Origin of the sequence: Xanthomonas sp. SS (assembly GCF_014236835.1) — a bacterium.
In the GTDB taxonomy this organism is placed as follows: Bacteria; Pseudomonadota; Gammaproteobacteria; order Xanthomonadales; family Xanthomonadaceae; genus Xanthomonas_A.
The window spans coordinates 3,563,076-3,576,075 of sequence record NZ_CP051190.1; the positions used below are offsets into that span (position 1 = coordinate 3,563,076).

The 13,000-nt window shown below is 69.9% G+C and carries 14 protein-coding genes; 12 read left to right on the top strand and 2 right to left on the bottom strand.

Annotation, left to right across the window (positions count from 1 at the left end; translation table 11 throughout):
• Positions 1 to 19 precede the first annotated feature (19 nt).
• On the top strand, positions 20 to 2,986 hold the full coding sequence (gene uvrA / locus HEP74_RS14720; RefSeq protein WP_185813513.1) for an excinuclease ABC subunit UvrA: 2,967 nt from the start codon (positions 20 to 22) through the stop codon (positions 2,984 to 2,986).
• Positions 2,983 to 3,411 (top strand): acyl-CoA thioesterase, encoded by a 429-nt coding sequence (locus HEP74_RS14725; RefSeq protein ID WP_185813514.1) that lies wholly within the window; start codon positions 2,983 to 2,985, stop codon positions 3,409 to 3,411. Before uvrA ends, HEP74_RS14725 begins: the two co-directional genes overlap by 4 nt.
• Before the next feature lie 267 nt (positions 3,412 to 3,678).
• On the opposite strand, the gene HEP74_RS14730 is transcribed toward HEP74_RS14725, so the two are convergent.
• Positions 3,679 to 4,164 carry a copper chaperone PCu(A)C gene (locus HEP74_RS14730; protein WP_255427757.1) on the bottom strand — a complete coding sequence of 162 codons (486 nt, stop codon included), beginning with the start codon at positions 4,162 to 4,164 and terminating at the stop codon, positions 3,679 to 3,681.
• A 48-nt stretch (positions 4,165 to 4,212) separates the two neighbouring features.
• Between HEP74_RS14730 and HEP74_RS14735 the strand changes: the two genes are divergently transcribed.
• The 3 genes from HEP74_RS14735 to HEP74_RS14745 all read left to right on the top strand — a co-directional run bounded on the left by HEP74_RS14735 (position 4,213) and on the right by HEP74_RS14745 (position 6,499).
• Positions 4,213 to 4,992, top strand: a complete 780-nt coding sequence (locus HEP74_RS14735; RefSeq protein WP_185813515.1) for an enoyl-CoA hydratase/isomerase family protein — start codon at positions 4,213 to 4,215, stop codon at positions 4,990 to 4,992.
• Positions 4,993 to 5,064: 72 nt separating this feature from the next.
• Positions 5,065 to 5,976: an acyl-CoA thioesterase II gene (gene tesB / locus HEP74_RS14740; RefSeq protein ID WP_185813516.1), complete on the top strand. Its 912-nt coding sequence runs from the start codon at positions 5,065 to 5,067 to the stop codon at positions 5,974 to 5,976.
• A gap of 10 nt (positions 5,977 to 5,986) precedes the next feature.
• Positions 5,987 to 6,499 (top strand): putative signal transducing protein, encoded by a 513-nt coding sequence (locus HEP74_RS14745; RefSeq protein ID WP_185813517.1) that lies wholly within the window; start codon positions 5,987 to 5,989, stop codon positions 6,497 to 6,499.
• A 417-nt stretch (positions 6,500 to 6,916) separates the two neighbouring features.
• Here HEP74_RS14745 and HEP74_RS14750 read toward each other — a convergent pair whose 3' ends face one another.
• Positions 6,917 to 7,522: an EF-hand domain-containing protein gene (locus HEP74_RS14750; RefSeq protein WP_185813518.1), complete on the bottom strand. Its 606-nt coding sequence runs from the start codon at positions 7,520 to 7,522 to the stop codon at positions 6,917 to 6,919.
• A gap of 214 nt (positions 7,523 to 7,736) precedes the next feature.
• Between HEP74_RS14750 and HEP74_RS14755 the strand changes: the two genes are divergently transcribed.
• The 7 genes from HEP74_RS14755 (at position 7,737) to HEP74_RS14785 (ending at position 12,994) form a co-directional block, all read left to right on the top strand.
• On the top strand, positions 7,737 to 8,498 hold the full coding sequence (locus HEP74_RS14755) for an arginyltransferase (protein ID WP_185813519.1): 762 nt from the start codon (positions 7,737 to 7,739) through the stop codon (positions 8,496 to 8,498).
• 204 nt (positions 8,499 to 8,702) lie between these two features.
• Positions 8,703 to 9,944, top strand: a complete 1,242-nt coding sequence (locus tag HEP74_RS14760) for an endonuclease/exonuclease/phosphatase family protein (protein WP_185813520.1) — start codon at positions 8,703 to 8,705, stop codon at positions 9,942 to 9,944.
• Between the two features lie 152 nt (positions 9,945 to 10,096).
• Positions 10,097 to 10,459: a roadblock/LC7 domain-containing protein gene (locus HEP74_RS14765; protein WP_185813521.1), complete on the top strand. Its 363-nt coding sequence runs from the start codon at positions 10,097 to 10,099 to the stop codon at positions 10,457 to 10,459.
• A 10-nt stretch (positions 10,460 to 10,469) separates the two neighbouring features.
• The gene (locus HEP74_RS14770; protein ID WP_185813522.1) at positions 10,470 to 10,970 is read left to right on the top strand and encodes a PAS domain-containing protein; all 501 of its coding nucleotides are present in this window, start codon (positions 10,470 to 10,472) and stop codon (positions 10,968 to 10,970) included.
• Entirely contained in the window at positions 10,967 to 11,722 is a 756-nt protein-coding gene (locus tag HEP74_RS14775; RefSeq protein WP_185813523.1) for a PhnD/SsuA/transferrin family substrate-binding protein, read from the top strand. Before HEP74_RS14770 ends, HEP74_RS14775 begins: the two co-directional genes overlap by 4 nt.
• A 10-nt stretch (positions 11,723 to 11,732) precedes the next feature.
• Positions 11,733 to 12,377, top strand: coding sequence for a hypothetical protein (locus HEP74_RS14780; protein WP_255427758.1), 645 nt, complete (start codon positions 11,733 to 11,735; stop codon positions 12,375 to 12,377).
• On the top strand, positions 12,374 to 12,994 hold the full coding sequence (locus HEP74_RS14785; protein WP_185813524.1) for a hypothetical protein: 621 nt from the start codon (positions 12,374 to 12,376) through the stop codon (positions 12,992 to 12,994). The genes HEP74_RS14780 and HEP74_RS14785 overlap by 4 nt, the downstream gene beginning before the upstream one ends.
• The last annotated feature ends 6 nt before the right edge of the window (positions 12,995 to 13,000 follow it).

A 13,000-nucleotide genomic window follows, 5' to 3' on the forward strand; every position in this document is an offset into this window, starting at 1 on the left:
GGCACAACACGGACCCCTCATGGCGATGGATTTCATCCGCATCCGCGGCGCGCGGACGCACAACCTCAAGAACCTCGACCTCGACCTGCCGCGCGACAAGCTGATCGTGATCACCGGCCTGTCCGGCTCGGGCAAGTCGTCGCTGGCGTTCGACACCATCTACGCCGAAGGCCAGCGCCGCTACGTGGAGTCGCTGTCGGCGTACGCGCGGCAGTTCCTCAGCGTGATGGAAAAGCCCGACATCGACCACATCGAAGGCCTGTCGCCGGCGATCGCGATCGAGCAGAAGTCGACCTCGCACAACCCGCGCTCCACGGTCGGCACCATCACCGAGATCTACGACTACCTGCGCCTGCTGTACGCGCGCGTCGGCCAGCCGCGCTGCCCCGACCACGGCTATCCGCTGGAAGCGCAGACGGTCAGCCAGATGGTCGACCACATCCTGGGCCTGGACCCGGAGCAGCGCTACATGCTGCTGGCGCCGGTGATCCGCGACCGCAAGGGCGAGCATGCGCAGGTGTTCGAGCAGCTGCGCGCGCAGGGCTTCGTGCGCGTGCGCGTGGACGGCGAGCTGTACGAGATCGACGCGGTGCCGGCGCTGGCGCTGCGCCAGAAGCACACCATCGAGGCGGTGATCGACCGTTTCCGCCCGCGCGAGGACATCAAGCAGCGCCTGGCCGAGAGCTTCGAGACCGCGCTGAAGCTGGCCGACGGCATGGTCTCGGTGCAGTCGCTGGACGACACCGCGGCCGCGCCGCAGCTGTTCTCGTCCAAGTACAGCTGCCCGGTCTGCGACTACTCGCTGCCGGAGCTGGAGCCGCGGCTGTTCTCGTTCAACGCGCCGATGGGCGCCTGCCCGAGCTGCGACGGCCTGGGCGTGGCCGAGTTCTTCGACCCCGAGCGGGTGGTGGTGCATCCGGAGCTGTCGCTGTCGGCCGGCGCGGTGCGCGGCTGGGACCGGCGCAACGCCTACTACTTCCAGCTGATCGCCTCGCTGGCCAAGCACTACAAGTTCGACGTGGACGCGCCGTGGCAGTCGCTGCCGGCGAGCGTGCGCCAGGCGGTGCTGTACGGCAGCGGCGACGAGACCATCACCTTCACCTACTTCACCGATGCCGGCGGCCGCAGCCAGCGCAAGCATCGCTTCGAAGGCATCATCCCCAACCTGGAACGCCGCTACCGCGAGACCGAATCGCCGGCGGTGCGCGAGGAACTGGCCAAGTACATCAGCCAGCGGCCGTGCCCGGACTGCAAGGGCGCGCGCCTGAACAAGGCCGCGCGCAACGTGTTCGTCGCCGACCGTCCGCTGCCGGACCTGGTGGTGCTGCCGATCGACGACGCGCTGAACTTCTTCCGCCAGCTCGACCTGCCCGGCTGGCGCGGCGAGATCGCCAGCAAGATCGTCAAGGAGATCGCCGAGCGGCTCGGCTTCCTGGTCGATGTCGGCCTGGATTACCTGACCCTGGAACGCAAGGCCGACACCCTGTCCGGCGGCGAGGCGCAGCGCATCCGCCTGGCCAGCCAGATCGGCGCCGGCCTGGTCGGGGTCATGTACGTGCTCGACGAACCGTCGATCGGCCTGCACCAGCGCGACAACGAGCGCCTGCTCGGCACGCTGACGCGGCTGCGCGACCTGGGCAACACGGTGATCGTGGTCGAACACGACGAGGACGCGATCCGCCTGGCCGACTACGTGCTGGACATCGGCCCCGGCGCCGGCGTGCACGGCGGCGAGATCGTCGGCCAGGGCACGGTGGCGGACCTGCTGAAGGCGCCGCGCTCGCTGACCGGCCAGTACCTGTCCGGCAAGCGCCGCATCGAGATCCCGGCCAAGCGGCACAAGGCCAACCCGAAGATGACCCTGCACCTGCGCGGGGCCACCGGCAACAACCTCAAGAACGTGGACCTGGACATCCCGGCCGGGCTGCTGACCTGCGTCACCGGCGTGTCCGGTTCGGGCAAGTCGACGCTGATCAACGACACCTTGTTCACCCTGGCCGCCAACGAGATCAACGGCGCCTCGCATACGGTGGCGCCGTACCGCGAGATCGAGCATCTGGACCTGTTCGACAAGGTGGTGGACATCGACCAGTCGCCGATCGGGCGCACTCCGCGCTCCAACCCGGCCACCTACACCGGCCTGTTCACGCCGCTGCGCGAGCTGTTCGCACAGGTGCCCGAATCGCGTGCGCGTGGCTATTCGCCGGGCCGTTTCAGCTTCAACGTGCGCGGCGGCCGCTGCGAGGCGTGCCAGGGCGACGGCCTGATCAAGGTCGAGATGCACTTCCTGCCCGACGTGTACGTGCCCTGCGACGTGTGCCACGGCAAGCGCTACAACCGCGAGACGCTGGAGATTCTGTACAAGGGCTTCAACATCAACGACGTGCTGCAGATGACAGTGGAGGACGCGCTGCGGCTGTTCGAGCCGGTGCCGACCATCGCGCGCAAGCTGGAGACGCTGGTCGATGTCGGCCTGAGCTACATCAAGCTCGGGCAGAGCGCGACCACGCTGTCCGGCGGCGAAGCGCAGCGGGTGAAGCTGTCCAAGGAACTCTCGCGCCGCGACACCGGCCGCACCCTGTACATCCTCGACGAGCCGACCACCGGCCTGCACTTCCACGACATCGAGGCGCTGCTGGGCGTGCTGCACAAGCTGCGCGACGAAGGCAACACCGTGGTCGTGATCGAGCACAACCTGGACGTGATCAAGACCGCGGACTGGGTGGTGGACCTGGGTCCGGAAGGCGGCCATCGCGGCGGCACCATCCTCGCCACCGGCACCCCGGAGGACATCGCCGCGCATCCGGATTCCTACACCGGCCATTTCCTGGCCAAGCTGCTGCCCGCCGGCACCGCGGCCAAGCCGACCAAACCGGCGGCGATGGCCAACAAGCCCGACGCGCTGCCGCCGCGCAAGAGCAAAGCCGAGAAGGCCGCCGCCAAGAAGGCGGCCAAGAAGACCACGACCAAGAAGGCCGCACGATGAGCACATCCCCCGCCGATTCCTCCCCCTCGCACAAGCCGCTGGCGCGCGTGCCGATCAGCGTGCGCTGGCGCGACATGGACAGCATGGGCCACGTCAACAACGCCAAGTACATCTCCTACCTGGAAGAAGCGCGCGTGCGCTGGCTGCTGCAGGTGGAAGGCTTCTCGATGCGCAACCGCATCGCCCCGGTGGTGGCCGCGACCAACGTCAACTACCGGCGCCCGATCGTGTGGCCGAACGACATCGTGGTGGAACTGTTCGTCGAGCGCATGGGCAGCAGCAGCATCACCGTCGGCCACCGCATCGTCGACCAGAAGGACGACAGCGTGCTGCACTCGGACGGCAACGTGGTGGTGGTGTGGATCGACACCGAAACCGGCAAGAGCGCGCCGCTGCCGGACGAGATCCGCGCAGCCTGCGGCTGATTGAAAAGCCGGGATTGGGGATGACCAGCCGTTCGGCTGTGGAAAGCCGAAATTCGGGATTGGCAGAGCCACACAAGATCGCTTTTGCGAATCCCAAATCCCCAATCCCCGCCCTTGTAGGAGCGGCTTCAGCCGCGACAGGCACCATCCGAAATCCTGGCACCGAACCGGTCGCGGCTGAAGCCGCTCCTACAGAAAAGCCAGGATGCAGCGCACTCGGGACCATCCCCCGGGTCCCCGGTCCCCGGTCCCGAGTCCCGCCAAAAGCTACGGCTTGCTCGCACTCACCTTCAACTCACCCTGCACTTCGCGCCCGTCCTCCAGCACGAAGCTGATCGGCAGACTCGCCCCCTCGCGCAGCGGCTGCGCCGGCTGCATCAGCATCAGGTGCAGGCCGCCGGGCTGCAGCACCGCATCGGCGCCGGCGGCCAGCGGCAGGCGCTCGATCTCGCGCATCTTGCTGACCCCATCCACCTGCGTGCTCTGGTGCAGGCTCACGTCGGCGAACGCTGGGCTGCGCGCCGACACCACCGCCAGCGCCTGCTTGCACGGGTTGTGCAGCCGGCCGAAACCGGCGGCCATCGGCATCGCCGCGTTCGGCGGCAGCCGCACCCAGCCCGCCTGCCACTGCGGCAAACAGCCAGCGGCCTTGGGCGCGGCCGGCGCCGCGAAGGCGGCTCCCGGCGCCAACCCGGCCAAACACGCCAGCCCGATGGCCAGCCCCCGTACGCATGCGGATGGTTTGAGCTTCATGGCTCTATGATAGCGGTCCCGCACCGCGCCGCCTTCGGAAGCTTTCGCATGACCTCGCTGATCCAGGTTCTCGACCACGGCCCCATCCGCCAGCTGCGCCTGGCACGCGCGCCGGTCAACGCGCTCGACACCGCCCTGTGCGCCGAACTGGCCGCGGCGGTCGCGCAGGCGCAGGCCGACGCGGTGCACGCGCTGGTGCTGTCCGGCAGCGAACGCATCTTCTCCGCCGGCATGGACGTGCCGCACCTGCTCGGGCACGGCGACGACCGCGCCAAGCTGCTCGCCAGCTGGCAGCAGTTCTTCGGCGCGGCCCGCGCGCTGGCCAACAGCGCGATCCCGGTGGTGGCGGCGCTGACCGGGCACGCGCCGGCCGGCGGCTGCGTGCTGGCGCTGTGCTGCGACTATCGGGTGATGGCGCGCAGCCCCGAGCCGGCGCATCCGGTCAGCATCGGCCTCAACGAGACCCAGGTCGGCCTGGTCGCGCCGGAAGGCATCCAGCGCCTGCTGCGGCGCGTGGTCGGCGCGCACCGCGCCGAGCGGCTGCTGGTCGGCGGCGACCTGGTCAGCGCCGAGCGCGCGCTGGAAATCGGCCTGGTCGACGAACTGGTGGACGCCGAACTGGTCGTCGCGCGTGCGGTGGCCTGGCTGCAGGAACTGCTGCAGCGGCCGCGGCAGCCGATGCTGCAGACCCGCGCGATCGCCCGCGCCGACCTGCACGCCGCGCTGGCCGACGAGCACATCCAGCTCGAGCGCTTCGTCGACAGCTGGCAGGCGCCGGACACCCAGGCCGCACTGCACGCGCTGGTGGCCAGGCTGGGCAAGCGCTGAGCGGCGCCTGCACGCAGGCGGGCGCGGGCGGCCCGGTATAATCGTCGACACTCATTGCCCAGGCCCCGCCTCTTGTCCGCCAAGCCGCCCGCTCCCGTCGTCTCCGAACTGATCGAACTGCTGTCGCTGGAACGGCTGGAGGACAACCTGTTCCGCGGCCAGAGCCGCGACATCGGCACCAAGTACGTGTTCGGCGGGCAGGTGCTGGGGCAAGCGTTGTCGGCGGCGCAGGCGACGGTGGACAACGGCCGCCGCGCGCATTCGCTGCACGCCTATTTCCTGCGTGCCGGCGACATCGATCACCCCATCGTCTACGACGTGGACCGCACCCGCGACGGCGGCAGTTTCTCGGTGCGCCGAGTCACCGCGGTGCAGCACGGCAAGGTGATCTTCTTCTGCGCGGCCTCGTTCCAGGAGCAGGAAGACGGCGCCACCCACCAGCTGAAGATGCCGGAAGTGCCACAGCCGGAGGACATCGAACCGACCCAGGCGGCGCGCCCGGACGTGCTGGCGACGCTGCCGACCAAGGTGCAGCGCTGGCTCTCGCGCGGCGGCCCGTTCGAGTTCCGCCACGTCTACCCGCGCGACGAACTCAACCCGCCCAAGCGCCCGCCGTTCCAGCAGATGTGGCTGCGCCTGAGCGAGCCGGTCGGCGACGCGCCGGAACTGCACCAGGCGCTGCTGGCCTACGCCTCGGATTTCCACCTGCTCGGCACCGCGACCTTCCCGCACGGCATCAGCTACTACACGCCGAACGTGCAGATGGCCTCGCTCGACCACGCGCTGTGGTTCCACCGCCCGTTCCGCGCCGACGACTGGCTGCTGTACTCGCTGGACAGCCCCAGCGCGCAGGGGTCGCGCGGGCTGGCGCGCGGCCAGTTCTTCACCCGCGACGGGGTACTGGTCGCCAGCACCGCGCAGGAAGGCCTGATCCGCGTGGTGCCCGAGGCCGGCGCCGCGGCGCAGGTTCCGGCCAAGGACTGAGGCGACGACGATGCGGCAGATCTTCAGCAGTCAACGCGTGGAAACCGCCGAAGGCGTGGCCAAGCTGTTGCGCGAGCAAGGCATCGAGGTGCGGCTGAGCAACGGCCGCTCCTATCGCAGCCGGCGCAGCGGCCAGTTCAGCTACATCGACCCGGTGGCGACCCAGGTGCAGCCGACCGTGTGGGTGGTGCATGCCGACGACCAGCCGCGCGCGCGCGCCTTGCTGCGCGAGTCCGGCCTGATCGACAGCACCCGCCAGGACCCGGCGCAGACGCTGCCGTACCTGAGCGAATTCCGCTCGCAGGCGGTGCCGGACAGCGGCAAGCGCTGGGCGTGGCGGCTGCGCGTCGCGCTGCTGCTGGCGATCGGCGCGGTGGCGCTGGTGACGGTGCTGCGCCATCGCGGTAACCAGGCCCCCGTCCCCGCTCCGGCCGCAGCGCCAGCCTCCGCACCGGCGTCGCAACCGGCGCAGGACAGCGACGAAGTGCGCGTGCGGGTGCAACCGGCGCAGCGCGGCAACTGAGCCGTCATCGTCAGCGAAGGCATGCTGTTTTTGCAGGGTTTGGAGTGGCCGTTGACGATCGACGGCCGCCGAAGCCGGCGATTTCGTCACAGCGTCCGTGGCAGTTGAAACCGCTCGCGACCGACCGACTGACCGACTGACTGACTGGCGGCACTGTTGGCTGGCTTCACTGTAGGAGGGGCTTCAGCCCCGACAGGCTGCCGAAGTTCTCCACTTCGCCAAGGTGCCTGTCGCGGTTGAAACCGCTCCTACAGGAGCATGGCGATTGACCCGGTGTGCTGCGGGAACGCTGCTTGGACAAATAAAACAAAAACGCCCCTGCGCATCGCTGCGCAGGGGCGGTTGTCGATCGGCGCCTTGTTGCTGTTGCTTGTTGCTTATTGCCTGTTGCGGGTTATCTGTTGCGTGGTGGAACGATCAGTGCGCGTCGGGTGCGGCCGGCATCGGCTTCGCGCCATGCTTCTGACCGGGCTTCTGGCCGGGCTTGTGCATCCACATCGATTGCGCCGCATCGAACTCGGCGCGGCTGAGCATGCCGTCCTTGTTGGTGTCGGCCTTGGCGAACCATGCGTCGCGATGCTGCTTGGCGCGCAGCTCGAAATCGGCGCGATCGACGAAGCCGTCCTTGTTCGCGTCCATCTTGTCGAAGCGCTCAGCGAACTTCGGATCGGCCTTGGCCTCGTCGCGGCTGATGCGGCCGTCCTTGTTGGTATCCAGCTTGGCCCACATCGCGCCGTGCTCGCCGCGTCCGCCGCGCTCGCCGTGACGGCCATGGCGCGGGAACTCGTCGGGGCTCAGCTTGCCGTCGTGGTTCTTGTCCATCGCGTCGAAGTGCTCGGCCAGGCGCGGGTTGGCCGCAGCCTCGCTGCGATCGACGACGCCGTCGCCGTTCTTGTCCAGCTTGGCGAACCAACCGGCGTCGGCCGGCGCGGCGGAATCGGCCGGGGGCGGATTGGCGGCATAGGCACCGCCGGACAGCACGGCGAGCATGGCCAGGGCGAGCAGCGGATTGCGGTAATTCATGGAAAACTCCCTGAGGGAAAGGAAGACACCTGCCGGCGCGGCAAGCGCGTGCGGCAGTCACCAGCGCAGCAGCGACGGACCGCAAAGCGGGCCGGCGCAGCGGCGCCTTCACTGCAATCAACGCCCCGTTGCAGGCGCGGTTGACCCGTGCCGGGGCGCATTCATGCGGCGGACAGTCGCGGCCGCTGCGATCGCGAAGCGCTATGCTCGGTGCATGGCCATCCACACCGACGCCAGCGACGACCTGCGCCTGTTCCAGACCGGCCAGCACGCGTGCGGCTATTGGCCCGAGCGGCAGGCGCGCGATCTGGTGCTGGACCCGCACGACCCGCGCCTGGGCGCGCTGTATCCGCTGGCGCTGAGCTGGGGGTTCCGCCGTTCCGGCGACCTGGTCTACCGGCCGCATTGCGACCACTGCCGCGCCTGCGTGGCGGTGCGCATCCCGGTCGCCGAGTTCGTGCCCGATCGCAGCCAGCGCCGCTGCCTGGCGCGCAATGCCGACATCGACACGCGCATCGTCGCCGCCGAACGCAACGAGGAACAGCTGGCGCTGTACCAGCGCTACCTGCGCATGCGCCACCCGGGCGGCGGCATGGATGCGCACGGCGCCCACGAGTTCGACCAGTTCCTGATCGGCCGCTGGTCGCACGGACGCTTCCTGGAGATGCGCCAGAAGACCGCCGACGGACAGCGCGGGCCGCTGCTGGGGGTGGCGGTCACCGACATCGCCGAGCAGGCCCTGTCGGCGGTCTACACCTTCTACGATCCCGACGTCGCCGCGCGCGGGCTGGGCACGCTGGCGATCCTGCAACAGATCGCCTGGGCCAAGCGCGAAGGCCTGAGCCATCTGTACCTGGGCTACTGGATCCGCGGCCACCAGAAGATGGACTACAAGCGTCGCTTCCGGCCGCTGCAGGCCTACGACGGGCGCACCTGGCGTGACTTCGACGACAGCGCCGGCCGCCTCGGCGACTGAGCCTGCAGCCAGTCGAGCGCGCTGCGCGCAACACATGCGCCGACCCGCCCCGCTGCAACACTGTAGGAGGGGCTTCAGCCCCGACCCGACCCCATCCGATGCCGCGAACAACCGCGTGCACCGCCCCACACCACCGCGCAATGCCGCCCCGCGCACCGCCACCGCGCCATCGTTCCGACATGCGCCGCATGCGAACATGCGCGCATGAACCCACGCGCCCTGTTGCTCGCCCTGACCCTGCTGTGCGGCGCCTGCTCGCACACCGGCTCCGCCCCGACCGCCACCACGCCCGCGCCGCCCGCCGCCGCGGCACTGCGCCTGGCCACCTTCAACACCTCGCTGAATTCGGACGAGGACGGCGGCCTGATCGCCGCACTGCAGGGCGACAGCGCGCAGGCGCGCAAGATCGCCGCGGTGCTGCAGCAGGTGCGCCCGGACCTGGTGCTGCTCAACGAATTCGACTACGACGATGCGCACCGCGCCGCCGACCTGTTCCAGCAGCGCTACCTGGAAGTCGCCCAGCCGCTCGGCGGCGCCGCGTTGCACTACCCGTACCGCTACCTGGCGCCGGTCAACACCGGCGTGCCAAGTGGACTGGACCTGGACAACGACGGCAGCGTCGGCGGCGACGGCCGTGCGCTCGGCAACGACGCCTGGGGCTACGGCCTGCATCCCGGCCAGTACGGCATGCTGCTGCTGTCCAAATATCCGATCGACGCCGCGGCGGTGCGCAGCTTCCGCCTGTTCAAGTGGAGCGCGATGCCCGGCGCGTTGCGCCCGACCGTTCCGCCCGACGGCCGCCCGTTCTACAGCGATGCGGTGTGGGCGCAACTGCGGCTGTCGTCGAAGTCGCACTGGGACGTGCCGGTGCGCACGCCGCTGGGCCTGGTCCATGCCCTGGTCGCGCATCCCACGCCACCGGTGTTCGACGGCGCCGAGAAGCGCAACGCCGCACGCAACCACGACGAACTGCGGCTGTGGCGCGAGTATCTGGACAACAATGCCAGCGCGACATGGCTGTGCGACGACGCCGGCCGTTGCGGCGGCCTGGCCGCCGACGCGCGCTTCGTGATCCTGGGCGATCTCAACAACGACGTCATCGACGGCGAAGGCCGCCACGACGCGATCCGCGCGCTGGTCGAGCACCCGCGCGTGCTGCACTACCCGACCCCGCACAGCGCCGGCGGCGAAGAAGCCGCGCGCGCCTATGCCGCGCACGGCATCGCCCACCGCGGCCCGCCGCAGCAGGTCACCGGCGATTTCGGGCCGAAAGCCGGCGCGATGCGGCTGGACTACGTGCTGCCGTCCAATGGCTTCCGCTACCTGGACAGCGGCGTGTTCTGGCCGGCCTCCAACGTCCCGGCCGCGGCGATCGCCGACGGCAGCGACCATCACCTGGTGTGGGTGGATGTGGCTGGGGAGCCGGGATTGGGGAGTCGGGATTAGGGAGTCGTAGCGCTGGCGGTCGCCGGCGACTGAGCTGATCCGGGCTTTGGGGGTCGCCGCGCCGCGGCCTTGATCCAGATCAAGGGCAAGACTGCGCAAACGCTATCCAATGCATCCCGCACCCCGTCGGGATGCATCACCGGATAGCGAGCATGCGAACGCAACAGCTGCAACAGGCGCTGGAGGGACTCAACGGCGCCACCGCCGACATCGAGGCCTCGGCGCTGATCTCCCTGGATGGACTGACGATCGCCTCGGCGATGCCGCAGGGCATGGACGAGGACCGCGTCGGCGCGATGTCGGCCGCGCTGCTGGCGCTGGGCGAGCGCAGCGCGCGCGAGCTGGCACGCGGGCCGCTGGAACGGGTACTGATCCAGGGCGAACTGGGCTACGTGATCATGAGCGCGGCCGGGCGCGAAGCGGTGCTGACCGTGCTGGCCAAGCCCAGCGCCAAGCTCGGCCTGGTGTTCCTGGACATCAAGCGCGCCGCCCACGCGCTGCAGCAGATCCTCTAGGAGCGACGCCATGCCGCTGCCGCCGATGGATCCGCCGCACGAACCGCACCGCAGCGCCGAGCTGCGCTACCACGACGGCAGCCGCCGCCTGGTGTACTGGAGCGAACGCGAAGTGGCCTACCCGGACGGGCGCCTGATCGTCTCGCGCACCGATCTGGACGGCGTCATCACCCACGCCAACGACGCCTTCGTCGAACTCAGCGGCTGGCCGCGGGCGACGCTGATCGGTGCGCCGCACTGCATCCTGCGCCATCCGGACATGCCCAGGCGTGCGTTCGCCGACCTGTGGGACACGGTACTGGACGGCGAAAAGTGGCACGGCTACGTCAAGAACCTGCGCCGCGACGGCGCCTGTTACTGGGTCTACGCCACCGCGCTGCCGAACGTGCGCAACGGCCAGGTGGTGGGCTTCACCTCGGTGCGGCGCAAGCCCTCGCGGCGGCGCATCGACGCGCTGCAACCGCTGTACGCGCAGTGGCTGCAGGACGAATGCGCGGAGAGCCCGGCATGAGCCTCGATTTCCTGGTCGCGCCGGATTTCGCACCGGAAAACTTCGGCGGCTGGTACCTGCTCAGCACCGTGCTGCAGCGCCGCGCCGGGGTCGGCCTGCACCTGCTGATGCCGGCCGATGCGGCCGAACAGAAGCAGTTGCTCGACCGCAGCGTGGTCGATCTGGTGTACGCCAGCCCGTTCGATGCCAGCGCCTTGATCCGCACACACGGCTATCTGCCGGTCGCACGCCCGCGCGGTCACGCCGACGAAGTGGTGATCGCCGCCGCCGCGGACGCGCCGGCACGCTGCGTCGAAGACCTGGCCTACGGCTGCCGCATCGCGCTGACCGACAACCACGACGTGCGCCTGATCGCGTTGCGCCTGCTGGAGCCGGCCGATCTCGATCCCGAACGCATCGCCTGGCGCCCGGCGAGCAGCTACGCCGCGGTGGCGCGGCTGCTGCTGGAAGGCGAGGCCGATGCCGGCCTGTTCCTGGCCGACGCCTACCACCGCCTGTCGCGGCTGACCCGGGAGCGATTGCGGCCGCTGGTGCAGAGCGCACTGTGCGACATCGGCCATGTGCTGCTGGCGCACCCGCGGATCGCCGCGCAGGTGCCCGCGCTGCAGGCGCAACTGCTGGCGCTGGGCGATGCCGTGCACCGCGAGGATCGGGGCGTCCTCGATGCGCTCGGCCTGGAGCAGGGCTTCGAGGCGATGGCGATGGAAGACGCGGAATTCATGATCGACCTGATCGACACCTTGCTGGACTGAGCGTACCGCCATGGCCAACCGCCCCGCTCCAGATCCGGCCCGCTTGCTGATGCGCACCCATGCGCGCGCGCTGCTGCGCGATCCGCACGACACCGGCGCGCACCTGGCGCGGCTGCATGCAGCGCTGCAGTTGGCCGACGACGAACCGGTGCAAGGCGTGCTCGCCGACCTGTTCGTCGGCCTGCCGCGCCACGACAGCGCGCTGCGCCACGCCGCGCTGCAGATGGCCGAGCAGCGCCTGCCGCCGCACATCGCCGCAGCGTTCCTGCGCCACAGCCAGGGCCATGCGCTGCTGCCGATCACCGCGCTGGCCACGCGCTGGAGCGTGCTGGCGCGGCCGTCGGCCGACGTGCCGGCGCGCATGCGCCGGGCCAATCCGGATCACTCGCGGCGGCTGGCGCGCGAGGTGGTGGAGGCGCTGTGCGATGGCGAGCCGCTGGCGGCCGCGCGCAGCGAGCGCGAATTCCTCGACTACTGCGTCAGTTGCCAGGACAAGCTCGCCTTCATGCTCGCCAGCCGCGACCTGCGCCGCCACGCGCTGGCGCTGGACGACCGCTGGGACCGCGCCGCGCGCTGGTTGCAGCAACGCGATCTGCTCGGCGGCCGCAGCGTTTCCGCCGCCTTCCCTCTTCCCACCGCAAGCCACTGGCCATGAACGATCAAGACCCCACCTGGCTGATGCCGACGCCGCACGGCGTGCTGCACGGTTTCGCCAGCGCCGCACCGGACCGCATGCAGCGCGCCTTGCAACTGCTGCTCAGCGCGCACGGCGCGCTGTCGCTGCCGGAATGGCGCATGCGCGTGGACGGCGACGTGCAGCGCCTGCTGCACGAGGCGCGCGAGCGGCAGTGGATCCAGTTGCTGCGGCGCCCGGTGCCCGGCCCGGAGATCCGCCTGGACGATTTCGCCCAGCACGTGATCGCGCCGCTGTCGGCCGAACGCCGCGCGGTGCTCGCCTCCGACGGCGGCTTCCGCCTGGGCCATGCCGGGCTGAGCCAGGACGAGGCCGACACGCTGAGCGTGGCCGCGGCCGATTTCTCCGACTTCGCGCAACGGCAGAGCGCACGCGGCTGGAGCGGGGCGCAGGGCTATGTGTCGTTCTACAGCGAGCCGCAGCTGTTGCTGCCGGACTGGTCGTTCGTCCCGTTCTGGGTGGACGGCAGCGGCTACTGGCTGATCCTCGGCGGCGAAGCGCTGCTCAACAACCTGGCGATGGTGGAACTGGTGTGGAGCATCCGCCTGGCGGCGGCGCGGTTCGCGCCGCCGGGTTGAAGAGCC

Coding starts and splice junctions, on each gene's coding strand:
- HEP74_RS14755 (WP_185813519.1), top strand. CDS start 7,737: ATGGCCATCCACACCGACGCCAGCGACGACCTGCGCCTGTTCCAGACC.
- HEP74_RS14760 (WP_185813520.1), top strand. CDS start 8,703: ATGAACCCACGCGCCCTGTTGCTCGCCCTGACCCTGCTGTGCGGCGCC.
- HEP74_RS14725 (WP_185813514.1), top strand. CDS start 2,983: ATGAGCACATCCCCCGCCGATTCCTCCCCCTCGCACAAGCCGCTGGCG.
- HEP74_RS14750 (WP_185813518.1), bottom strand. CDS start 7,522: ATGAATTACCGCAATCCGCTGCTCGCCCTGGCCATGCTCGCCGTGCTG.
- HEP74_RS14765 (WP_185813521.1), top strand. CDS start 10,097: ATGCGAACGCAACAGCTGCAACAGGCGCTGGAGGGACTCAACGGCGCC.
- HEP74_RS14775 (WP_185813523.1), top strand. CDS start 10,967: ATGAGCCTCGATTTCCTGGTCGCGCCGGATTTCGCACCGGAAAACTTC.
- HEP74_RS14730 (WP_255427757.1), bottom strand. CDS start 4,164: ATGAAGCTCAAACCATCCGCATGCGTACGGGGGCTGGCCATCGGGCTG.
- uvrA (WP_185813513.1), top strand. CDS start 20: ATGGCGATGGATTTCATCCGCATCCGCGGCGCGCGGACGCACAACCTC.
- HEP74_RS14785 (WP_185813524.1), top strand. CDS start 12,374: ATGAACGATCAAGACCCCACCTGGCTGATGCCGACGCCGCACGGCGTG.
- HEP74_RS14770 (WP_185813522.1), top strand. CDS start 10,470: ATGCCGCTGCCGCCGATGGATCCGCCGCACGAACCGCACCGCAGCGCC.
- HEP74_RS14780 (WP_255427758.1), top strand. CDS start 11,733: ATGGCCAACCGCCCCGCTCCAGATCCGGCCCGCTTGCTGATGCGCACC.
- HEP74_RS14745 (WP_185813517.1), top strand. CDS start 5,987: ATGCGGCAGATCTTCAGCAGTCAACGCGTGGAAACCGCCGAAGGCGTG.
- HEP74_RS14735 (WP_185813515.1), top strand. CDS start 4,213: ATGACCTCGCTGATCCAGGTTCTCGACCACGGCCCCATCCGCCAGCTG.